The following is a 23,252-nucleotide window of genomic DNA, read 5'->3' as shown; positions in this document are numbered from 1 at the left end:
TGGCCGAGGGTGCCAGATCCAGAAGATCGGGCTCGATGGCTGACACTGCACTCTGCAATCCATATGAATTTGATAGGGAAGGAACACTACAATGGCTCTTACTAAAGACCAACTGATCGCCGACATCGCTGAAGCTATCGACGCGCCAAAAACCACCGCGCGTAACGCTCTGGACCAACTGGGCCAAATCGTTGCCGATCAGCTGGAAAACGGCGGCGAAATCACTCTGCCAGGTATCGGCAAGCTGAAAGTGACTGAGCGTCCTGCCCGTACCGGCCGCAACCCTTCGACTGGCGCTGCCATCGAAATCGCTGCCAAGAAAGTGATCAAGCTGGTTGTGGCCAAAGGCCTGACCGACGCTGTTAACAAGTAAGACTTGTTAAAAAAAACCGTGCTCCGGAGCAATCCGGGCACGGTTTTTTTGTGTCTGCGATTCAGCGATTGATCAGGCTCAATCGCTGTCTCGGTTGTTACTCAGCTTTTACGGGCCCAGCGTTCGCGCCAGACCTGTTGCTCGGATTTGGTCTGGAAGGTCCAGGCGACGAAACGGCTTTGCTTCTGCCCTTGGGACATTTCCACGACCTGGCTTTCCAATACGCCGGCCTTTTTCAGCGCCGTCTGGATCGCCGGCAGGTTCGAGGCTTTCGAGACCAGGGTACTGAACCAAAGCACTTTGTGTTGAAAGTGCGCGCTCTCGGCGATCAGTTGCGTCACAAACCGTGCCTCGCCACCTTCACACCACAGTTCGGCCGATTGCCCGCCAAAGTTCAGCACCGGCAGTTTGCGTTTTGGGTCGGCGCGGCCCAGCGCGCGCCATTTACGCACGCTACCCTTGGTCGCCTCGTCCATCGAGGCATGGAACGGCGGGTTGCACATCGTCAGGTCAAAGCGTTCGCCGGGTTCGAGCAAGCCCAGCAGAATGTGCTTGGGATTAGTTTGCTGGCGAAGCTGGATGGCTTTGTTCAGCCCGTTGGACTGCACGATGGCTTTGGCTGAGGCTACGGCTATCGGGTCGATTTCCGAGCCCAGGAAGTGCCAGCGGTAGTCGCTGTAGCCGATCAACGGATAGACGCAGTTGGCGCCCATGCCGATATCGAGCACCTTGACTGGCGCGCCGCGAGGGATTTCGCCGTCGTTGACGCTGGCCAGCAGGTCGGCCAGGAAGTGCACGTAGTCGGCACGGCCCGGAACCGGCGGGCACAGGTAGTCGGCCGGGATGTCCCAATGGGCGATACCGTAGAACGCCTTGAGCAGCGCCCGGTTGAACACTCGCACCGCGTCCGGGCTGGCGAAGTCGATGCTCTCCTTGCCGTACGGATTGATGATCACGAACTTCGCCAGCTCCGGCGTGGTCTTGATCAGCGCCGGGAAGTCGTAACGACCCTGATGGCGATTGCGCGGGTGCAGGCTGGCCTTCTCGCGTGGCTCCACGGCTTTGGCCGGGGTCGCGGGTTTAGGCTTTTTGCGCGCAGGTTTGGGTGTGCTGGGGGCGGTCATGGGCGAGGTCGATTCGGGTATGGCTAAAAGTGGCGGGTATTGTCCCACATCCAGCTGCTGCTCACCCAATTGTGAAGATCGCTGCATGTCCCTGTGGCAACGGGTGTTTGGGAGTATGTGGCGGGCATAAAAAAGGGAGGCCGCTGGGGCCTCCCTGTTTTATTGCGATGTGCCGTTACAAACTGGCAATCCGCGCATGTTGCTCCGCCAGCTTGCCCAAAGCCTGTTCAGCTTCAGCCAGTTTGGCGCGTTCCTTCTCGATGACTTCGGCCGGGGCCTTGTCGACGAAACCGGCGTTGGACAGCTTGCCGCCGACGCGCTGAACTTCGCCCTGCAAACGCAGGATTTCCTTGTCCAGGCGCGCCAGTTCGGCGTCCTTGTCGATCAGGCCGGCCATCGGCACCAGCACTTCCATCTCGCCAACCAGTGCGGTGGCGGACAGTGGTGCTTCTTCGCCAGCCTTCAGAACAGTGATCGATTCCAGGCGAGCCAGCTTCTTCAGCAGGGCTTCGTTCTCGGTGAGACGGCGCTGATCTTCGGCGCTGACGTTTTTCAGGAACAGGTTCAGCGGCTTGCCTGGACCGATGTTCATCTCGCCACGAATGTTACGCGTGCCGAGCATCAGACCCTTGAGCCATTCGATATCGTCTTCGGCAGCCTGGTCGATGCGTGCCTCAACGGCCACTGGCCAAGGTTGCAACATGATCGTCTTGCCTTGAATACCGGCCAGCGGCGCAACGCGCTGCCAGATTTCTTCGGTGATGAATGGCATGAACGGGTGAGCCAGGCGCAAAGCGACTTCCAGCACTCGAACCAGAGTGCGACGGGTGCCGCGCTGACGTTCGACCGGTGCGTTTTCGTCCCACAGCACAGGCTTGGACAGTTCCAGGTACCAGTCGCAATACTGGTTCCAGATGAACTCGTACAAGGCTTGTGCCGCCAGGTCGAAACGGAACTGATCGAGCTGACGGGTCACTTCGGCTTCGGTGCGTTGCAGCTGCGAAATGATCCAGCGATCCGCCAGGGACAGCTCATAGGCTTCGCCGTTCTGGCCGCAGTCTTCACCTTTGTCCAGCACGTAGCGCGCGGCGTTCCAGATCTTGTTGCAGAAGTTGCGGTAGCCTTCGACGCGGCCCATGTCGAACTTGATGTCGCGACCGGTGGACGCCAGCGAGCAGAACGTGAAGCGCAGGGCGTCGGTGCCGTAGCTGGCGATGCCGTCGGCGAACTCGTCGCGGGTCTGCTTCTCGATCTTCTTCGCCAGTTTCGGCTGCATCATGCCGGAGGTGCGTTTCTGCACCAGATCTTCCAGCTCGATACCGTCGATGATGTCCAGCGGGTCCAGGACGTTGCCCTTGGACTTGGACATCTTCTGGCCCTGGCCATCACGCACCAGACCGTGCACATAAACAGTCTTGAACGGAACCTGTGGCGTGCCGTCTTCGTTTTTCACCAGGTGCATGGTGAGCATGATCATCCGGGCAACCCAGAAGAAAATGATGTCGAAACCGGTCACCAGCACGTCGGTGGAGTGGAATTTCTTCAGGAATTCGGTCTGTTCCGGCCAGCCCAGGGTGGAGAAGGTCCACAGGCCCGAACTGAACCAGGTATCCAGAACGTCGTTGTCTTGTTGCAGCGCAACGTCCGGCCCGAGGTTGTGCTTGGCACGCACTTCGGCTTCGTCGCGACCGACATAGACCTTGCCCGACTCGTCGTACCAGGCCGGAATCCGGTGGCCCCACCACAGCTGACGGCTGATGCACCAATCCTGGATGTCGCGCATCCACGAGAAGTACATGTTTTCGTACTGTTTTGGCACGAACTGAATGCGGCCGTCTTCAACCGCAGCAATGGCCGGCTCGGCCAATGGCTTGGTGGACACGTACCACTGGTCGGTCAGCCACGGCTCGATGATGGTGCCGGAGCGGTCGCCTTTCGGCACTTTCAGGGCGTGGTCATCGACGCTGACCAGCAGGCCGGCGGCTTCGAACGCCGCGACGATTTCCTTGCGGGCCTGCTCGCGGTTGAGGCCGACGAAATCGGCGGGCAGTGTGCCGTCGATCTGCTCGTTAACGCTGCCATCGAGGTTGAACACTTGGGCTGCTGGCAACACGTCGGCATTCTTGTCGAAGATGTTCAGCAGCGGCAGGTTGTGGCGCTTGCCGACTTCGTAGTCGTTGAAGTCGTGGGCCGGAGTGATTTTCACGCAACCGGTGCCGAATTCAGGGTCGCAGTAATCGTCGGCGATGATCGGGATGCGGCGGCCGACCAGCGGCAGCTCGACAAATTTGCCGATCAGGGCTTTGTAGCGTTCATCGTTCGGGTTAACGGCCACGGCGGCGTCGCCGAGCATGGTTTCCGGACGCGTGGTCGCGACGATCAGGTAGTCGTTGCCTTCTGCGGTTTTGGCGCCATCGGCCAGCGGGTACTTCAGGTTCCACAGGAAACCTTTCTCGTCGTGGTTTTCCACTTCAAGGTCGGAAATCGCCGTGTGCAGCTTGGTGTCCCAGTTGACCAGACGCTTGCCGCGGTAGATCAGACCGTCTTCGTGCAGGCGCACGAAGGCTTCTTTCACCGCTTCCGAGAGGCCGTCGTCCATGGTGAAGCGCTCGCGGCTCCAGTCCACGGATGAGCCGAGGCGGCGGATCTGACGGCTGATGTTGCCGCCGGACTGATCCTTCCATTCCCAGACTTTCTCGAGGAATTTCTCGCGGCCCAGATCGTGGCGATTCTGGCCCTGGGCTTCGAGTTGACGCTCCACCAGCATTTGCGTGGCGATACCGGCGTGGTCGGTGCCCGGCTGCCACAGGGTGTTGCGACCCTGCATGCGGCGGAAACGGATCAGGGCGTCCATGATCGCGTTGTTGAAGCCGTGACCCATGTGCAGGCTGCCGGTGACGTTCGGCGGCGGGATCATGATGGTGTAGGACTCGCCCGCGCCTTGCGGGGCGAAGTAATTCTCAGACTCCCAGGTGTTGTACCAGGAAGTTTCAATGGCGTGCGGCTGGTAGGTCTTATCCATGCGCGGCGGGACCCTATTGGCATTTATTCAGGAAAAGCCGGGAAGTATAGCGGGGCACGGGGCGTAGGGCGAGCAGGGGCGGACTGTGGCGAGGGGGTTTACCCCCGTTCGGCTGCGAAGCAGTCGTAAAACCGATGTGTGGGTGCGCCAGATGCACCACGATGGCAGATATTGGGGCCGCTTCGCGACCCAACGGGGTAAACCCCCTCGCCACGGAAGCCCGCTCGGCTCAAGGTTACTCGTACTGGCTAAGCAACCGTTCCATCCGCGCATCCAGCCGGCGTTTGATTTCGGTTTCGATGTGCGGGGCGAAGTCGTCGATCACGTCTTGCATGATCAATTGCGCGGCGGCGCGCAGCTCGCTATCCAGGTGCAACAGGGCATCGGGGCCCTTGTTGGCGGCAGGAACCGGCTGGGCGGCCGGGGCGGGTGGTGGCGGTTCGACCTGCGGCGCATGGCCGACGGTGTCGAACAGCATGGGAATCTGTTCCTGGTCGCCTTCAATGACGGCGTCGGTCAGCAATGGCGGTTGCAGGTTGTCATCGCCGAGCAGTTGGCGGATCGACTCAAGGTCTTCCAGCAGGTGCACGGACTTTTGCGGTGGTTTTGGAGTGTCCATCGGAATGCTCAGAGTCGCTGTAAACGGTGATCTTGCAGAGGATAGCCCTGTTCGCGGTAGAAACGAAAACTCTCCCGCGCAGCCGCACGAATCGCCGGGTCTTCCACCACCACTTCCGCCACGCGGGCGAACTGTCTGGCAAAGGCCGGGACTTTCAGGTCGAGATTGACCAGCAGATCCTGATGCTGACCGCAGTCATCGCCAAGACCCAGCACAATCAAACCGTCCGGCTCGCTTTCGGCTGGGCCGTGGGGCACGAAGCTTTCGCCCTTGAACGCCCACAACCGCGCATCGAGCGCATCACGCTGGGCGGCATCGCTGCAATGCAGGTAAATGCGGTGGCCCATGCGCCAGGCTTTTTCGGTGAGCTTGCAGGCGAAATCCAGCCGCGCCGAAGGATCGGCGCTGGGCAGGATATAGAAGTCGACTTTGGTCATTGCGGTTCCTGAGCCACGGACGGCGTCACTCGAAAGTGACGCCGTCCGAGGTCATTGGTTTCAGGCTTTGGCGCGGTCCAGCAGGTATTGGGTCAGCAGGGGAACCGGACGGCCAGTGGCGCCCTTGTCCTTGCCGCCGCTGGTCCAGGCCGTGCCGGCGATGTCCAGGTGCGCCCAGTTCAGGTTCTTGGTGAAGCGCGACAGGAAGCAAGCGGCGGTGATGGTGCCGGCTTTCGGGCCGCCGATGTTGGCGATGTCGGCGAACGGGCTGTCCAGCTGCTCTTGATACTCATCGAACAGCGGCAGTTGCCAGGCGCGGTCGTCGGCGGATTGGCCGGCGCTCAGCAGTTGGCCGATCAGCTCGTCGTTGTTGCCCAGCAGGCCCGAGGTGTGGGCGCCCAGTGCCACGACACAAGCACCGGTCAGGGTGGCGATGTCGATCACCGCTTGCGGCTTGAAGCGTTCGGAGTAGGTCAGGGCATCGCACAGCACCAGACGGCCTTCGGCGTCGGTGTTGAGGATTTCAACTGTCTGGCCGCTCATGGTGGTAACGATGTCGCCCGGACGCGAAGCGTTGCCGCTCGGCATGTTCTCGGCGCAGGCCAGGATGCACACCAGGTTGATCGGCAGTTTCAGCTCAAGCACTGCGCGCAGCGTACCGAACACGCTGGCGGCGCCGCCCATGTCGTACTTCATCTCATCCATGCCGGCGCCCGGCTTGAGGCTGATGCCGCCAGTGTCGAAGGTGATGCCTTTGCCGACGAGGGCGTATGGCTTCTCGGATTTCTTGCCGCCGTTGTATTGCATGACGATCAGGCGCGGTGGCTGGGCGCTGCCCTGGCCGACGGCGTAGAACGAGCCCATGCCCAGGTCCTTGATCTTCTTCTCATCGAGGACTTCGACTTTCAGGCTTTTGAACTCTTTGCCCAGGTTCTTGGCTTGTTCGCCAAGGAACGTCGGGTGGCAGATGTTCGGCGGCAGGTTGCCCAGGTCACGGGTGAAGGCCATGCCGTTGGCGATCGCGGTGGCGTGGGCCACGGCGCGTTCGACTTCAGCCTGTGCCGCCTTGATGGTCACCAGAGTGACTTTCTTCAGGGAGCGCGGGTCGGCTTTCTGGCTCTTGAACTGTTCGAAGATGTACTCGCCGTCCACCAGTGTTTCGGCCAGCAGGCGGGTCTTGCCATAGCTGTCACGGCCCTTGACCACCACTTCGTCCAGGGCCAGCACTGCATCGCTGCCGCCCAGGCCTTTCAGGGTATTGAGGATGCCGGCGATGATTTTGCGGAACGGGCGATCGCCCAGTTCTTCATCCTTGCCCACGCCCACCAGCAGTACGCGTTCGGCCTTGAGGTTGGGCAGGCTGTGCAGCAACAGGCTTTGGCCGACTTTGCCGGCCAGGTCGCCGCGCTTGAGCACTGCGCTGATAGCGCCACCGCTCAGTTCGTCGAGTTGTTTGGCAACGGTGCCGAGCTTGCGGCCTTCGCGGACGGAGACTACCAACGTGGCGGTCTTCAACGTTTCCGGGCTAACGCTTTTTACAACCAGTTCCATGTCCGGGTCCCTGAATTAATGGTCAAACTGCGCGACGCGCAGAGGCTTGCTTATAAGTAGAAAGACGCTGGTGTATTGCCAGCGACAAAGGCGGCAGTTTGAACCTCGCTGCCTGCGCCTGACAACCCTCGGTTATGCGAACTTCAGCGGTTCAGGCGCCTGCTTGAGCATGTGCAGTGACAGGCGCACTCAATCACAGGATAATGCGCATCTTTTTCGGCGGCTCTGCCCTGCGGGCCGGCTGATATGTTTGCTTGTTTGGCCGCTTAGCCTGACAACCCTGGAGTGTCTGGTTTGATTGTCTTCCGTTATCTATCCCGCGAAGTCCTGTTGACCTTGAGCGCCGTCAGCGCCGTGCTGCTGGTCATCATCATGAGCGGACGCTTCATCAAATACCTCGCCCAGGCGGCCTCCGGGCTCCTGGACCCGGGCTCGCTGTTCCTGATCATGGGCTTTCGTCTGCCGGGTTTCCTGCAGCTGATTCTACCTTTGGGGCTGTTTCTCGGGATCCTGCTGGCCTACGGTCGTCTGTACCTCGAAAGCGAAATGACCGTGTTGTCTGCCACCGGCATGAGCCAGCAGCGTCTGTTTGCCATGACTCTTTTTCCGGCCACCCTGGTTGCCCTGGTCGTGGCGTGGCTGAGCCTGAGCCTGGCGCCACAAGGTGCCAACCAGTTCCAGCTGCTGCTGAACAAACAGGATGCACTGACCGAGTTCGACACCCTCGAGCCGGGTCGCTTCCAGGCCTTGCGCGACGGCACTCGGGTGACCTACACCGAGCAACTGTCGGATGACCGCATCAATCTGGGCGGCGTGTTCATTTCGCAAAAGAATGTCAGTTCTGACAACAAGGATCGGGGGATTTCCGTGCTGGTAGCCGAGAAGGGCCGTCAGGAAATCAGGCCCGATGGCAACCGTTACCTGATTCTCGACAACGGCTACCGCTACGACGGTAATCCGGGTCAGGCCGACTACCGCGCCATCAAGTACGACGAATACGGCGTATTACTGCCAAAACCCGACGTCAGCGATGAAGTGACTGACCGTGATGCGATGACCACCAGTTCCTTGCTGGCCAGCGACGACATCCGCTCGCGTACCGAACTGCAATGGCGCCTGTCCCTGCCGTTGCTGGTCTTCATCGTGACCCTGATGGCGGTGCCGCTGTCGCGGGTCAACCCGCGCCAGGGCCGTTTCCTCAAGCTGCTGCCGGCGATTCTTCTTTATATGGCTTACCTGACCATCCTGATTGCCGCTCGCGGCGCCCTCGAAAAGGGCAAGATCCCGCCGGTGTTGGGCTTGTGGTGGGTGCATGCAGTTTTCCTGGCCATCGGTCTGGGCTTGCTGTACTGGGAGTCGCTGAGCTTGAAGATGGCGAGTCGCCGCAGCGCGCTGGAGGTGGCCCGTGGATAAGCTCGATCGCTACATCGGTAGCAGCGTGTTCATCGCGATCCTGGCTGTTCTGGGGATCATTCTGGGCTTGGCCACGCTGTTCGCCTTCATCGATGAAATGAGCGAAGTCAGCGATACCTACACGCTGATGGATGTCCTGAGCTACGTGTTGCTGACCGCGCCGCGCCGCCTGTACGACATGTTGCCGATGGCGGCGCTGATCGGTTGCCTGATCGGCCTCGGCAGTCTGGCCAGTCACAGCGAGCTGACCATCATGCGTGCCGCCGGTGTGTCCATCGGTCGGATCGTCTGGGCCGTGATGAAGCCGATGCTGATCCTGATGGTGGTAGGGTTGGTGATCGGCGAGTACGTTGCGCCGGCCACGGAAATCACCGCTCAAGCCAACCGCTCGCTGGCCCAGGGCAGTGGCGATGCGCAAAGCGCCAAGCACGGTTTGTGGCACCGTCAGGGTGATGAGTTCATTCACGTCAACTCCGTACAACCCAACGGTCTGCTGTACGGTGTGACCCGTTATCGTTTTGACGATCAGCGCCACATGCTGTCTTCGAGCTTCGCCAAACGTGCGGAATTCGATACCGATCACTGGCAACTGACCGATGTCACGACCACGCTGTTCCATGACAAAAGTACCGAGGTGGTGACTGCTCCGGTGGAGCGCTGGGAAATTGCCCTGAGCCCGCAGCTGCTGAGTACCGTGGTGATGGCGCCCGAGTCGTTGTCGATCAGCGGTCTGTGGAATTACATCCACTACCTGGCTGACCAGGGCCTGAGTAACGGACGTTACTGGCTGGCGTTTTGGGTCAAGGTATTGCAGCCGCTGGTGACCGCTGCATTGGTATTGATGGCGATTTCCTTCATCTTCGGTCCGCTGCGTTCGGTGACCCTCGGTCAGCGGGTCTTCACTGGTGTACTGGTGGGCTTCACCTTCCGTATCGTCCAGGATCTGCTCGGGCCTTCGAGCCTGGTGTTCGGTTTCTCGCCGCTCTTTGCGGTGCTGGTGCCGGCCGGTGTCTGCGCCCTGGCTGGGGTCTGGTTGCTGCGCCGGGCCGGTTGATCGCGGGTTTTTCCGGTCTTGCTTGTCACTCAAAACGCCCCTGTCGCAAGACCGGGGCGTTTTTGTAGGCGCCGTCTGACCTGCAAACGTGACGCTTGCGCCGTGGATCAGGTACAATTCCCGGCTATTTTTCGGCGGGCTATGCCTGCAGCCTTTTTGAGTGTTGATCCGTGAGTGATTTGAGTCATATCCGCAATTTCTCCATCATCGCCCACATTGACCATGGCAAGTCGACGCTGGCCGATCGCTTCATCCAGATGTGCGGCGGCCTTGCCGAGCGCGAAATGGAAGCCCAAGTGCTGGACTCCATGGACCTGGAACGTGAACGCGGGATCACCATCAAGGCCCACAGCGTCACCCTGTATTACAAAGCCCGCGATGGCATTAACTACCAGCTGAACTTCATTGATACCCCGGGCCACGTCGACTTCACCTATGAAGTCAGCCGGTCGCTGGCGGCCTGTGAAGGTGCGTTGCTGGTGGTCGATGCCGGTCAGGGCGTCGAGGCGCAATCGGTTGCCAACTGCTACACGGCGATCGAGCAGGGCCTGGAAGTCATGCCGGTGCTGAACAAGATCGACCTGCCACAGGCCGATCCGGAGCGCGTCAAGGAAGAAATCGAAAAAATCATCGGCATCGATGCCACCGATGCGGTCGAGTGCAGTGCCAAGACCGGCCTGGGCGTCGATGAAGTGCTCGAGCGCCTGGTTCACACCATTCCCGCGCCGACCGGCAACATCGAAGATCCGCTGCAAGCGTTGATCATCGACTCCTGGTTCGACAACTACCTGGGCGTTGTTTCCCTGGTTCGTGTGCGCCACGGTCGGGTGAAGAAGGGCGACAAGATTCTGGTCAAGTCCACCGGCAAGATCCATCTGGTGGACAGCGTCGGTGTATTCAACCCCAAACACACCCCTACCGTCGACCTGAAGGCCGGTGAAGTGGGCTTCATCATCGCCAGCATCAAGGACATTCACGGTGCGCCAGTGGGCGATACCCTGACCTTGAGCTCGACGCCGGACGTCGATGTGCTGCCAGGCTTCAAACGCATTCAGCCACAGGTGTACGCCGGCCTGTTCCCGGTCAGCTCCGACGACTTCGAAGACTTCCGCGAGGCGCTGCAAAAGCTCACCCTCAACGATTCGTCGCTGCAATACACACCGGAAAGCTCAGACGCACTGGGCTTCGGCTTCCGTTGCGGCTTCCTCGGCATGCTGCACATGGAAATCATCCAGGAGCGCCTGGAGCGCGAATACAACCTGGACCTGATCACCACGGCGCCGACGGTAATCTTCGAGCTGCTGCTCAAGACCGGCGAGACGATCTACGTCGATAACCCGTCCAAGCTGCCGGACCTGTCGGCCATCGAAGACATGCGCGAGCCAATCGTGCGCGCCAATATTCTTGTGCCGCAAGAGCACCTGGGTAACGTCATTACCCTGTGTATCGAAAAACGTGGTGTACAGGTCGATATGCTGTTCCTCGGCTCCCAGGTACAAGTGACCTACGACCTGCCGATGAACGAAGTGGTGCTGGACTTCTTTGATCGTCTGAAATCCACCAGTCGCGGCTATGCTTCTCTGGACTACCATTTCGATCGTTACCAATCGGCTAGCCTGGTGAAACTGGACGTGCTGATCAACGGCGACAAGGTCGACGCCCTGGCGCTGATCGTGCACCGTGACAACTCGCACTACAAAGGTCGCCAGTTGACCGAGAAGATGAAAGACCTGATTCCGCGGCAGATGTTCGACGTGGCAATCCAGGCCGCCATTGGCGGTCAGATTGTGGCGCGTACAACCGTCAAGGCACTCAGAAAGAACGTATTGGCCAAATGCTACGGTGGTGACGTCAGCCGTAAGAAAAAGCTGCTGGAAAAGCAAAAGGCCGGTAAAAAACGCATGAAGCAGGTCGGTAACGTGGAAATTCCACAAGAAGCCTTCCTTGCCGTGCTCAGGTTGGATAGTTAGGTCCTATGTCACTAAATTTCCCGCTGTTGCTGGTCATCGCCGTGTTCGTCTGCGGCCTGTTGGCGTTGCTCGATCTGCTGTTCCTGGCGCCACGGCGCCGGTCTGCCATCAACTCCTATCAGGGGAGCGTCAGCCAGGCTGACATGGTAGTGGTCGAGAAACTGAACAAAGAGCCGCTGCTGGTCGAATACGGCAAGTCGTTCTTCCCGGTGTTGTTCATCGTGCTGGTGCTGCGTTCGTTCCTGGTGGAACCGTTCCAGATTCCTTCCGGCTCGATGAAACCGACCCTGGACGTCGGCGACTTCATTCTGGTGAACAAGTTTTCTTACGGGATCCGCCTGCCGGTGATCGACAAGAAAGTCATCGAAGTCGGTGATCCGCAGCGCGGCGATGTGATGGTGTTCCGCTACCCGAGCGACCCGAATGTCAACTACATCAAGCGTGTGGTGGGCCTGCCGGGCGATCAGATTCGCTACACCGCCGACAAGCGCCTGTTCGTCAACGGTGAGTCGATTGCCGAACAACTGGTCGGCTCCGAGCCGGGCACGTTGGGCAGCGCCGAGCTCTACAAGGAAAAACTCGGCGTCGCCGAGCACCTGATCCGCAAGGAAATGAGCCGCTACCGTGCAACGCCGGACCATACGTGGACCGTGCCAGCCGGGCACTACTTCATGATGGGCGACAACCGCGACAACTCGAACGACAGTCGCTACTGGGATGACCCGAGTATTCCCAAGGATCTGCTGGGCATGGTTCCCGACAAGAATATCGTCGGCAAGGCCTTCGCAGTCTGGATGAGCTGGCCGGAACCCAAACTCAGTCACCTGCCGAATTTCTCGCGGGTAGGCCTGATCAAGTAATCACACACGGCGCTGTTGAACACAGCGCCGAATGCATTTCTGGAGTCGGCACAATCGGCGACAGAAGCATGAAAACAACGATATTCAGGACGTTATTTTTGAACACAGCGTTAATTGTCCCAAGCCTGCGCCGCATCAAGGCCCTGGCGGTGGAATCCAACCACGAACTCAGCGTGGGTAAACCGTGAGCGTCTCCTTAAGCCGTCTCGAGCGTCAGCTCGGTTACACCTTCAAGGATCAGGAGCTGATGGTCCTGGCCCTGACTCACCGCAGTTTTGCCGGGCGCAACAACGAACGCCTGGAATTCCTCGGCGATGCCATCCTCAACTTCGTCGCCGGCGAGGCGCTGTTCGATCGCTTCCCGCTGGCCCGCGAAGGCCAGTTGTCGCGTTTGCGTGCACGCCTGGTGAAAGGTGAGACCCTGGCCGTACTGGCCCGTGGTTTCGACCTGGGCGAATACCTGCGCCTGGGCTCCGGCGAGTTGAAAAGCGGCGGTTTCCGTCGCGAGTCGATTCTGGCCGATGCCCTCGAAGCGCTGATCGGTGCGATCTACCTGGACGCCGGCATGGAGGTGGCGCGCGAGCGCGTGCTGGCCTGGCTGGCCGGAGAGTTCGAAGGCCTGACGCTGGTCGACACCAACAAAGATCCGAAAACCCGCCTGCAGGAATTCCTGCAGTCCCGTGGTTGTGAGCTGCCGCGTTACGAAGTGGTGGATATCCAGGGTGAGCCGCATTGCCGGACGTTCTTCGTCGAATGTGAAATCATCTTACTGAATGAAAAAAGCCGAGGTCAGGGTGTGAGTCGTCGTATTGCCGAACAGGTAGCGGCCGCCGCAGCACTGATTGCCCTGGGTGTGGAGAATGGCAATGACTGATTCAACCGCAACTCGCTGTGGCTATGTTGCCATCGTCGGCCGTCCCAACGTGGGCAAGTCCACGCTGCTGAACCACATTCTGGGTCAGAAACTGGCGATCACCTCGCGCAAGCCGCAGACCACCCGCCACAACATGCTCGGCATCAAGACCGAAGGCGACGTTCAGGCGATCTACGTCGACACCCCGGGCATGCACAAGGGGGGCGAAAAGGCCCTGAACCGCTACATGAACAAGACCGCTTCGGCGGCGTTGAAAGACGTCGACGTGGTGATCTTCGTGGTTGACCGTACCAAGTGGACCGACGAAGACCAGATGGTCCTCGAGCGCGTTCAGTACGTGACCGGTCCTCTGATCGTGGCGCTGAACAAGACCGACCGCATCGAAGACAAATCCGAGCTGATGCCGCACCTGACCTGGTTGCAGGAACAGCTGCCGAACGCGCAGATCATGCCGATCTCGGCCCAGCACGGGCACAACCTCGACACGCTGGAGCGAGTGATCGCCGAGCACCTGCCGGAAAACGATCACTTCTTCCCGGAAGATCAGATCACCGACCGCAGCAGCCGCTTCCTTGCCGCTGAACTGGTTCGCGAAAAAATCATGCGCCAGTTGGGTGCCGAGCTGCCGTACCAGATCACCGTGGAAATCGAAGAGTTCAAGCAGCAGGGCAAAACCCTGCACATCCATGCCTTGATCCTCGTCGAACGTGACGGCCAGAAGAAAATCATCATTGGCGATAAGGGCGAGCGCATCAAGCGCATCGGCACCGAGGCGCGCAAGGACATGGAGCTGCTGTTTGACTCCAAGATCATGCTTAACCTGTGGGTCAAGGTGAAAGGCGGCTGGTCCGACGACGAACGCGCCTTGCGTTCGCTGGGTTACGGCGACCTGTAAATCGTCCACCAGCACATCGATTCAATTGTGGGAGCGAGCTTTTGTGGCGAGGGAGCTTGCTCCCGTTCGGCTGCGAAGCAGTCGTAAATCCTGGCATCGCGGTTTTACCTGAAACACTGTGGTGCATGGTTTTGGGGCCGCTTCGCAGCCCAGCGGGACGGTGCGGCGTTCCGACAAGCTCCCTCGCCACAGTGGATCTCCAGAGATTCGGAAACTGATGTCATCCAGCCCGCCAACCGGCCAACCCGCCTACGTGCTCCATTCCCGCGCCTACCGCGAAAGCAGTGCTCTGGTGGATTTCCTCACGCCGCAAGGTCGGCTGCGGGCGGTGTTGCGCAGTGCGCGGGGCAAGGCTGGGACGTTGGCGCGGCCGTTCGTGCCGCTGGAAGTCGAGTTCCGTGGCCGGGGCGAACTGAAGAATGTCGGCCGCATGGAAAGCGCCGGCGTTTCCACCTGGCTCAATGGCGAAGCGCTGTTCAGTGGTCTCTACCTCAACGAATTGCTGATCCGCCTGCTGCCCGCCGAAGATCCTCATCCCGCAGTTTTCGATCACTACGCCGCGACCTTGCTTGCCCTGGCCGAAGGTCGACCGCTGGAGCCGTTGCTGCGCTCCTTCGAATGGCGACTGCTTGATGATCTCGGTTATGGCTTCGCGTTGAATACCGACATCCATGGCGATCCCGTCGCGCCGGACGGTCTCTACCGCTTGCAGGTGGATGCGGGGCTGGAGCGGGTTTACCTGTTGCAACCCGGCCTGTTCAACGGTACCGAACTGCTGGCCATGGCCGATGCCGACTGGACCGCGCCCGGAGCACTGTCGGCCGCCAAGCGCTTGATGCGTCAGGCGCTGGCCGTTCATTTGGGTGGTCGTCCATTGGTCAGTCGCGAGTTATTTCGAAAGCCGTAGATCTGTTGATGCTTGCGTCAACAGACCCTATCTCCCGTGTATGCTGTGCACCGAATTTTCCCTCTTTCAGGAGCGCTTCCGTGACCACCAGCAATCGCATTCTTCTTGGCGTGAACATCGACCACGTTGCCACCCTGCGTCAGGCCCGGGGTACTCGTTACCCGGATCCGGTCAAGGCAGCGCTGGACGCGGAAGAGGCGGGCGCTGACGGCATCACCGTGCACTTGCGTGAAGACCGCCGGCACATTCAGGAGCGCGACGTATTGCTGCTCAAGGATGTGCTGCAAACCCGCATGAACTTCGAAATGGGCGTCACCGAAGAAATGATGGCGTTCGCCGAGCGTATCCGCCCGGCGCACGTTTGCCTGGTGCCGGAAACCCGTCAGGAACTGACCACTGAAGGCGGTCTGGACGTAGCGGGACAGGAAGCGCGGATCAAGGCGGCGGTGGATCGCCTGGCGAAGATCGGCTGTGAAGTGTCGCTGTTTATCGACGCTGACGAGCGGCAGATCGAAGCGTCCCGCCGTGTCGGCGCGCCGGCCATTGAATTGCATACCGGGCGTTATGCGGACGCCGAGACGCCCACCGAAGTCGCTGAAGAGCTCAAGCGCGTGGCCGACGGCGTGGCATTCGGTCTGGCCCAAGGCCTGATCGTCAACGCCGGCCACGGTTTGCACTATCACAACGTCGAAGCTGTTGCGGCGATCAAGGGCATCAACGAACTGAACATCGGCCATGCGCTGGTGGCCCATGCGTTGTTCGTCGGGTTCAAGTCGGCAGTGTCGGAGATGAAGGCGCTGATTCTGGCTGCTGCGTTGAAAGGCTAGATCGGCGGCGTTGCCATCGCGGGCAAGCCACGCTCCCACAGGTTTTGCGTCGAATACACAGTCGTCATTCAACGCAAAACCTGTGGGAGCGTGGCTTGCCCGCGATGGGGGCTTTGAAGGTTACGAAGATTTAAAGCGGTGGGGTTTCCTGGCTCGGCTTGGTCTTGTCGACCCCCGGCACATGCAGGTTGCCCTCGGCGACTTGGGTGCCTTCGAGCTGCGGCTGCGTGACCCACGTCAGGATGTCGTAGTAGCGACGGATGTTTGCCACGAAATGCACCGGCTCGCCGCCACGGGCGTAGCCATAACGAGTCTTGCTGTACCACTGCTTCTGCGAAAGGCGCGGCAGTATTTTCTTCACGTCCAGCCACTTGTCCGGGTTCAACCCTTCCTTGGCCGCCAGTTTGCGTGCGTCATCCAGGTGACCGCTGCCAACGTTGTAGGCTGCCAGCGCGAACCACGTACGATCCGGCTCCTGGATCGACTCATCCAGTTGATCCTTCATGTAGACCAGGTATTTCGCGCCGCCCATGATGCTCTGCTTGGGGTCCAGGCGATTGGAAACGCCCATGGCTTGCGCCGTGTTCTGGGTCAGCATCATCAATCCGCGCACGCCGGTCTTGGACGTGACTGCCGCTTGCCACAGCGATTCCTGATAACCGATCGCCGCCAATAGACGCCAGTCGACCTTTTCTTCCTTGGCGGACGCCTTGAAGTGCTTCTCGTACTTGGGCAACCGCTGCTGCAAATGCTGGGCGAAGGTGGTGGCGCCCATGTAGCCGAGTACGTCGACATGCCCGTAGTAGCGGTCTTTGAGGCGTTGCAGGGTGCCGTTTTTCTTCACCTTGTCGAGGTAGGCGTTGATTTCGTTGAGCAGGCTGTTGTCATCGCCGGCGGCCACCGCCCAGCTCTGGTTGCTGGCATCACCGAGGTCGAAGGCGACCCGCACGTTGGGGAAGTAGACCTGGTTCATCGCCACTTCGTTGGAGTCGACCAGGGTCAGGTCGATCTGACCTTCGTCGACCATGCGCAGCAGGTCGACGACTTCAACCGCGTCGGACTCTTCGTATTCAATGCCCGGATATTTCTTTTTCAGCTCTGCCAATTGCTCGGCGTGGGTGCTGCCCTTGAGCACGATGATCTTCTTGCCGACCAGATCGCCTGCGTCGGTCGGCCGCGACTGGCCGTTGCGATAGATGATCTGCGGGGTGACTTCGAGGTAGGAATGGGAAAACCGCACCTGTTTTTTGCGGTCCTCGCTGCTGACCAGGCCGGCAGCAGCCAGCACCGGGCCATTTGGCTTGCCCACCTGATTGAACAGGTCGTCGAGGTTGTCGGCGGTTTCGATCTTGAGCTCGACCCCCAGATCGTCGGCGAAGCGCTTCACCAGCTCGTATTCGAAGCCGGTTTCACCGTTGCGATCCTGAAAGTAGGTGGCGGGGCTGTTCCGGGTAACCACCCGCAGCACGCCATCCTCCTTTACGCGCTCCAGCGTGTTGGGTTTATCAACACAGCCACTGAGCATCAGGAAGAGTCCGGTTGCGATCAGCCATTTGGCGTACCGCGGACGCAAAGCCGTTGGGGAAAACATCTGCGCAGTATACGCAAAGGACCACGAGCGCCATATCTCGACAGCGAAGGGCTTGTCTGCTAGGGCGTCAAAAACCCGCTTGGAGCCCGCAGTAATGGGCCCGAACAGCATTTTGTGACAGAAAAAATAACCCCCGGCGCGCACCTGTTTACGGCCCGAATGCCCGGCCCGACGTTCGGGTGCAACCGCACGCACCGTTTCGGGTGATGTCGCGGGCGGTTTAGGCTAGAATGCACGGCCTCAAAGCACACCCCTTCCCGAGGCTGTCCCGAAGATGTTGATCCTGCGCGGCGCTCCTGCCCTTTCTGCCTTTCGCCACAGCAAACTCCTTGAGCAACTGAGCCAGAAGGTTCCAGCTGTCAGCGGCTTGTATGCTGAATTCGCTCACTTCGCCGAAGTTACCGGCGTCCTGACCGGCGACGAACAGCAGGTGCTCGCGCGCCTTCTGAAGTACGGCCCTAGCGTTCCGGTACAAGAGCCCACTGGTCGTCTGTTCCTGGTGTTGCCGCGTTTCGGCACCATTTCTCCATGGTCCAGTAAAGCCAGCGACATCGCTCGCAACTGCGGCCTGACCAAGATCCAGCGCCTGGAGCGCGGCATCGCGTTCTACGTCGCCGGCCAGTTCAGCGACGCTGACGCGCAGCTGATCGCAGACGCGCTGCACGACCGCATGACCCAGATCGTGCTGGGCAACCTCGAACAAGCCTCCGGCCTGTTCAGCCACGCCGAGCCCAAGCCCCTGACCGCGATCGACGTGCTGGGTGGCGGCCGCGCCGCGCTGGAAAAAGCCAACACCGAGCTGGGCCTGGCCCTGGCCGAAGACGAAATCGACTATCTGGTCAACGCCTTCCTTGGTTTGAAGCGCAACCCGCACGACATCGAACTGATGATGTTTGCCCAGGCGAACTCCGAGCACTGCCGTCACAAGATCTTCAACGCCAGTTGGGACATCGACGGTCAGAGCCAGGAAAAAAGCCTGTTCGGCATGATCAAGAATACCTACCAGATGCACAGCGAAGGTGTTCTGTCGGCTTATAAGGACAACGCCTCGGTCATCGTTGGCTCCGTGGCCGGCCGTTTCTTCCCGGACCCTGAAACCCGCCAGTACGGCGCGGTGCAGGAACCGGTGCACATCCTGATGAAAGTCGAAACGCACAACCACCCGACCGCGATTGCCCCGTTCCCGGGCGCATCCACCGGTAGTGGCGGCGAGATTCGCGACGAAGGCGCCACCGGTCGCGGCGCCAAGCCAAAGGCTGGCCTGACCGGTTTCACCGTGTCGAACCTGCAGATCCCGGGCTTCGAACAGCCGTGGGAAGTGCCGTACGGCAAACCCGAGCGCATCGTTACCGCGCTGGACATCATGATCGAAGGCCCGTTGGGCGGCGCTGCATTCAACAATGAATTCGGCCGTCCGGCGCTGACCGGTTACTTCCGTACCTTCGAACAGTCGATCACCACCCCTCATGGTGACGAAGTTCGCGGTTACCACAAGCCGATCATGCTGGCTGGCGGCATGGGCAACATCCGTGAAGAACACGTCAAGAAAGGCGAAATCGTCGTTGGCTCCAAGCTGATCGTGCTTGGCGGCCCGGCGATGCTGATCGGTCTGGGCGGCGGCGCGGCTTCCTCCATGGCCACCGGCACCAGCTCGGCGGACCTGGATTTCGCTTCCGTACAACGTGAAAACCCTGAGATGGAGCGTCGTTGCCAGGAAGTCATCGACCGTTGCTGGCAACTGGGCGACAAAAACCCGATCAGCTTCATCCACGACGTCGGCGCGGGCGGTCTGTCCAACGCCTTCCCGGAACTGGTCAACGATGGCGACCGCGGTGGCCGTTTCGAACTGCGCAACATTCCAAACGACGAGCCGGGCATGGCCCCGCACGAAATCTGGAGTAACGAATCCCAGGAACGCTACGTTCTGGCAGTCGGCCCGGCGGACTTCGAGCGCTTCAAGGCGATCTGCGAGCGTGAGCGTTGCCCATTCGCGGTAGTTGGCGAAGCCACTGCCGAGCCGCAACTGACCGTGACCGACAGCCACTTCGGCAACAGCCCGGTGGACATGCCGCTCGAAGTGTTGCTGGGCAAAGCCCCGCGCATGCACCGTTCGGTGGTTCGTGAAAACGAGCTGGGTGACGATTTCGATCCGTCGACCCTCGACATCGCCAACTGCGTCGAGCGCGTCCTGCATCACCCGGCCGTGGCCAGCAAAAGCTTCCTGATCACCATCGGCGACCGCACCATCACCGGCCTCGTGGCCCGTGACCAGATGGTCGGCCCGTGGCAGGTTCCGGTGGCCGACGTTGCCGTTACCGCCACCAGCTTCGACGTTTATACCGGTGAAGCCATGGCCATGGGCGAGCGCACTCCGCTGGCCCTGCTGGACGCTCCGGCGTCGGGCCGCATGGCCATCGGCGAAACCCTGACCAACATCGCCGCCTCGCGCATCGCCAAGATCTCCGACATCAAACTGTCGGCGAACTGGATGTCCGCTGCCGGTCACCCAGGTGAAGACGCACGTCTGTATGACACCGTGAAAGCGGTCGGCATGGAACTGTGCCCTGAGCTGGGCATCACCATTCCGGTGGGCAAGGACTCCATGTCCATGGCCACTCGCTGGAACGACGAAGGTGTCGATAAGGCTGTCACTTCGCCGATGTCGCTGATCGTGACCGGTTTCGCGCCAGTGGCTGACATCCGTCAGACCCTGACTCCGCAACTGCGCATGGACAAGGGCACCACCGACCTGATCCTGATCGACCTCGGTCGCGGCCAGAACCGCATGGGTGCCTCGATCCTCGCGCAGGTTCACGGCAAGCTCGGCAAACAAGCCCCGGACGTCGATGACGCCGAAGACCTTAAAGCCTTCTTCGCGGTGATCCAGGGCCTCAACGCCGACGGTCACCTGCTGGCTTACCACGACCGTTCCGACGGTGGTCTGCTGACCAGCGTGGTGGAAATGGCGTTTGCCGGCCACTGCGGTCTGAGCCTGAACCTCGACGGTCTGGCAGAGACTTCCGCCGATATCGCCGCGATCCTGTTCAACGAAGAACTGGGCGCCGTGATTCAGGTTCGCCAGGACGCCACCGCGGATATCCTCGCGCAGTTCAGCGCTGCTGGCCTGGGCGACTGCGTATCGGTGATCGGTCAGCCGATGAACAACGGCGAGATCAGCATCACGTTTAACGGCGATACCGTATTCGAAGGTCAGCGTCGTCTGCTGCAACGTCAGTGGGCTGAAACCAGCTACCAGATCCAGCGTCTGCGTGATAACGCCGACTGCGCCGAACAAGAGTTCGACGTGCTGCTGGAAGAAGACAACCCGGGCCTGAGCGTCAAGCTCAGCTATGACGTCAACCAGGACGTCGCCGCGCCTTACATCAAGAAAGGCATTCGCCCACAGGTTGCCGTGCTGCGTGAGCAGGGCGTCAACGGTCAGGTGGAAATGGCGGCCGCGTTCGACCGTGCCGGTTTCAACGCGATCGACGTGCACATGAGCGACATTCTGGCCGGCCGTGTCGACCTGAACGACTTCAAGGGCATGGTCGCTTGCGGCGGTTTCTCCTACGGCGACGTACTGGGTGCCGGTGAAGGCTGGGCCAAGTCCGCGCTGTTCAACAGCCGCGCTCGCGATGCCTTCCAGGGCTTCTTCGAACGTACCGACAGCTTCACCCTCGGCGTGTGCAACGGTTGCCAGATGATGTCCAACCTGCACGAGCTGATCCCGGGCAGCGAGTTCTGGCCGCACTTCGTGCGTAACCGTTCCGAGCAGTTCGAAGCCCGCGTGGCCATGGTTCAGATCCAGGAATCGAACTCGATCTTCCTGCAGGGCATGGCCGGTTCGCGCATGCCGATCGCCATCGCCCACGGTGAAGGCCATGCCGAATTCGCCAGCGAAGAAGCCTTGCTGCAAGCCGATCTGTCGGGTTGCGTGGCGATGCGTTTCGTCGACAACCACGGCAAGGTCACCGAGAAATACCCGGCCAACCCGAACGGCTCGCCGCGCGGTATCACCGGTTTGACCAGCCGCGACGGTCGCGTGACCATCATGATGCCGCACCCGGAGCGTGTGTTCCGCGCGGTGCAGAACTCGTGGCGTTCGGAAGACTGGAACGAAGACGCACCTTGGATGCGTATGTTCCGTAACGCTCGCGTCTGGGTTAACTAAGAGCGGGGAGCTGATTGCCGTGTACAAGCTCTGCTTTTTTGTTCCGGCCAGTCATGTCGAAGTGGTCAAAAGCGCTGTATTCGCCGCCGGTGGCGGGCGGATCGGGGCTTATGACCACTGTGCATGGCAAGTGTTTGGCTTGGGCCAGTTTCGTCCACTGGAGGGCAGTCAGCCGTTCATGGGTGAGGCTGGGCAGGTCGAGCAGGTTGAGGAGTGGAAGGTTGAGCTGGTGGTCAGCGATGAGTTGATTCGGGCGGTGGTGGTGGCTCTGAAAGAGAGTCATCCCTATGAGACGCCGGCTTATGAGGTATGGCGGTTGGAGGATTTCTGATCTTCCTGGCCGCTGAAATGAGAAACCCGCTGAAGTGATTTCAGCGGGTTTTTTATTGGCTGCGATTTAGGGCGTGGCGGCCTTAGAGCCGACCAGGTTCTTGTTGATTGAGTACATATCCATTGCTGTGGTAACGGCTGCTTATAGTTTCGCCCTTACGGCGACTCCCTTTGGCAAACGCCCCAAAGGAAGCAAAGGTCTTCGCCCCGAGCGTCCGGCCCCTCGCTAAGGCTCGGCGTTCCTTCGCTCCGGTATCCATCTGGGGGCATCGCCCTACGGTTGGCTTCGCTTCAACCTACATGCGATGTGTTCGACTGCGTCGAACGGCGCTGCGCGCCAATCCCCAGATGAACACCTGCGCTCAGCCTCCCGAAGGGGCGGGTGAATCAAGATCAAAAGCGGCAGGCGAGCTAACGCTCGGCCTGTAGTTTGGTGGGTGTACGCCGCTCCACTGTGGGAGCGGGCTTGCCCGCGATGGCGGTCTTACAGGCAATGATGTTTATTGATCTGTAAAAACGTCAGAACCTTCCCACAAGTCTTTCAGGTTGTCCGTCGGAAGTGGGCTCTCTAACCTTTGGATGTCGCTGCCAATTCAGCGATCGGGACTGCAAGCCCGCCGATAGTTTGTTAGGCACCTTTAAGCGCACCTATAATCGTGGCGCTTAAATCAACGGTCATCGATTTATGGTGGCTGTGTGCGGGAGATCTTCGGGTCTGCCGAGGTTGCCTAACGACTCGGTCTTGCAGACCCGCGCACAGCTGCCACCCATCATCTGCAAGTGATGCTGGTAGCTCCAACTTTTTGTTAGGAGTTTCACAATGATCAAAGACAGCCCAAATCCTCCAGAAACAGACGTAGAAACAGATTTAGAAACAGATTTAGAAACAAACTTGGAAAACGAATCCGTTTCCCCCTACACCTGCCTCAATTCCAAAAAACTCCACGATGCCGCAATCCGTGCACTCGATCACTATCTCGCGCCACCTTCCCAGAAGAAGGTCAAAGCCGAGCAGCGTCCAAGTACGATCTTCGTCGTCGCGCCCAACGTAGATTCAGAAACCCTGTTGGCCCATGCCTGTGAAACCCTGGCTTCGGCGAATGTCATGGCCAGTGAGTTGGCGTTCGATCTCACCGGCCCAGCGTGCAATCTGGCCTTGGGCATTCAGCAGATGATTTCGTTGGCGGAGTTGTCGGTGAACCGGGTGCTGGATCAGATCGATCCGCAGGGGTAG

The 23,252-nt window shown here is 60.1% G+C and carries 18 protein-coding genes; 12 read left to right on the top strand and 6 right to left on the bottom strand.

Translation table 11 applies throughout. From position 1 onward, the window contains the following. Nucleotides 1-91 precede the first annotated feature (91 nt). Nucleotides 92-373 (top strand): HU family DNA-binding protein, encoded by a 282-nt coding sequence (locus tag ACEN9A_RS24515; protein ID WP_007905514.1) that lies wholly within the window; start codon nt 92-94, stop codon nt 371-373. Nucleotides 374-474: 101 nt separating this feature from the next. Here ACEN9A_RS24515 and rlmF read toward each other — a convergent pair whose 3' ends face one another. The 5 genes from rlmF to ACEN9A_RS24490 form a co-directional block, all read right to left on the bottom strand. Next, nucleotides 475-1,497, bottom strand: a complete 1,023-nt coding sequence (gene rlmF / locus ACEN9A_RS24510; protein ID WP_028940334.1) for a 23S rRNA (adenine(1618)-N(6))-methyltransferase RlmF — start codon at nt 1,495-1,497, stop codon at nt 475-477. A gap of 175 nt (nt 1,498-1,672) precedes the next feature. Then, nucleotides 1,673-4,519 carry a valine--tRNA ligase gene (locus tag ACEN9A_RS24505; protein ID WP_258671094.1) on the bottom strand — a complete coding sequence of 949 codons (2,847 nt, stop codon included), beginning with the start codon at nt 4,517-4,519 and terminating at the stop codon, nt 1,673-1,675. 235 nt (nt 4,520-4,754) lie between these two features. After that, the gene (locus tag ACEN9A_RS24500; protein WP_019647751.1) at nt 4,755-5,138 is read right to left on the bottom strand and encodes a hypothetical protein; all 384 of its coding nucleotides are present in this window, start codon (nt 5,136-5,138) and stop codon (nt 4,755-4,757) included. Nucleotides 5,139-5,146: 8 nt separating this feature from the next. After that, nucleotides 5,147-5,575, bottom strand: coding sequence for a DNA polymerase III subunit chi (locus tag ACEN9A_RS24495; protein ID WP_018927096.1), 429 nt, complete (start codon nt 5,573-5,575; stop codon nt 5,147-5,149). Nucleotides 5,576-5,635: 60 nt separating this feature from the next. Beyond that, a complete protein-coding gene (locus ACEN9A_RS24490; RefSeq protein ID WP_258671093.1) occupies nt 5,636-7,126 on the bottom strand; it encodes a leucyl aminopeptidase in 1,491 nt (496 codons plus the stop codon). Nucleotides 7,127-7,420: 294 nt separating this feature from the next. Between ACEN9A_RS24490 and lptF the strand changes: the two genes are divergently transcribed. From lptF to pdxJ, 8 genes are all read left to right on the top strand, one after another. Then, the gene (gene lptF, locus ACEN9A_RS24485) at nt 7,421-8,539 is read left to right on the top strand and encodes an LPS export ABC transporter permease LptF (RefSeq protein ID WP_413387509.1); all 1,119 of its coding nucleotides are present in this window, start codon (nt 7,421-7,423) and stop codon (nt 8,537-8,539) included. Next, a complete protein-coding gene (gene lptG, locus ACEN9A_RS24480; RefSeq protein ID WP_018927093.1) occupies nt 8,532-9,593 on the top strand; it encodes an LPS export ABC transporter permease LptG in 1,062 nt (353 codons plus the stop codon). Before lptF ends, lptG begins: the two co-directional genes overlap by 8 nt. 170 nt (nt 9,594-9,763) lie before the next feature. Further along, on the top strand, nt 9,764-11,563 hold the full coding sequence (gene lepA, locus ACEN9A_RS24475; RefSeq protein ID WP_018927092.1) for a translation elongation factor 4: 1,800 nt from the start codon (nt 9,764-9,766) through the stop codon (nt 11,561-11,563). Nucleotides 11,564-11,568: 5 nt separating this feature from the next. Then, nucleotides 11,569-12,423 carry a signal peptidase I gene (lepB, locus tag ACEN9A_RS24470; protein WP_258671092.1) on the top strand — a complete coding sequence of 285 codons (855 nt, stop codon included), beginning with the start codon at nt 11,569-11,571 and terminating at the stop codon, nt 12,421-12,423. A 184-nt stretch (nt 12,424-12,607) separates the two neighbouring features. Next, a complete protein-coding gene (rnc, locus tag ACEN9A_RS24465) occupies nt 12,608-13,297 on the top strand; it encodes a ribonuclease III (RefSeq protein ID WP_018927089.1) in 690 nt (229 codons plus the stop codon). Continuing rightward, on the top strand, nt 13,290-14,192 hold the full coding sequence (gene era / locus ACEN9A_RS24460) for a GTPase Era (RefSeq protein WP_007936226.1): 903 nt from the start codon (nt 13,290-13,292) through the stop codon (nt 14,190-14,192). Before rnc ends, era begins: the two co-directional genes overlap by 8 nt. A gap of 217 nt (nt 14,193-14,409) precedes the next feature. Next, nucleotides 14,410-15,099, top strand: a complete 690-nt coding sequence (recO, locus tag ACEN9A_RS24455; RefSeq protein WP_258671091.1) for a DNA repair protein RecO — start codon at nt 14,410-14,412, stop codon at nt 15,097-15,099. Nucleotides 15,100-15,179: 80 nt separating this feature from the next. Then, nucleotides 15,180-15,926 (top strand): pyridoxine 5'-phosphate synthase, encoded by a 747-nt coding sequence (gene pdxJ, locus ACEN9A_RS24450; RefSeq protein WP_007936221.1) that lies wholly within the window; start codon nt 15,180-15,182, stop codon nt 15,924-15,926. 130 nt (nt 15,927-16,056) lie between these two features. Here the strand turns inward: pdxJ and mltF are convergent, their stop codons facing one another. Beyond that, nucleotides 16,057-17,517 carry a membrane-bound lytic murein transglycosylase MltF gene (gene mltF, locus ACEN9A_RS24445; RefSeq protein WP_258671090.1) on the bottom strand — a complete coding sequence of 487 codons (1,461 nt, stop codon included), beginning with the start codon at nt 17,515-17,517 and terminating at the stop codon, nt 16,057-16,059. Between the two features lie 274 nt (nt 17,518-17,791). Here mltF and purL point away from each other — a divergent pair, with 274 nt between their 5' ends. The 3 genes from purL to ACEN9A_RS24430 all read left to right on the top strand — a co-directional run bounded on the left by purL (nt 17,792) and on the right by ACEN9A_RS24430 (nt 23,252). Further along, nucleotides 17,792-21,688 (top strand): phosphoribosylformylglycinamidine synthase, encoded by a 3,897-nt coding sequence (purL, locus tag ACEN9A_RS24440; protein WP_258671089.1) that lies wholly within the window; start codon nt 17,792-17,794, stop codon nt 21,686-21,688. A 19-nt stretch (nt 21,689-21,707) separates the two neighbouring features. After that, a complete protein-coding gene (locus tag ACEN9A_RS24435) occupies nt 21,708-22,019 on the top strand; it encodes a YqfO family protein (RefSeq protein WP_019581076.1) in 312 nt (103 codons plus the stop codon). An 819-nt stretch (nt 22,020-22,838) separates the two neighbouring features. Continuing rightward, nucleotides 22,839-23,252 carry a DUF6124 family protein gene (locus ACEN9A_RS24430; RefSeq protein ID WP_258671088.1) on the top strand — a complete coding sequence of 138 codons (414 nt, stop codon included), beginning with the start codon at nt 22,839-22,841 and terminating at the stop codon, nt 23,250-23,252.

This window comes from Pseudomonas sp. Pseusp18 (genome assembly GCF_059506005.1).
Note: the sequence above shows the minus strand (reverse complement) of the source record. Positions and strands in the feature narration are given on the sequence as shown.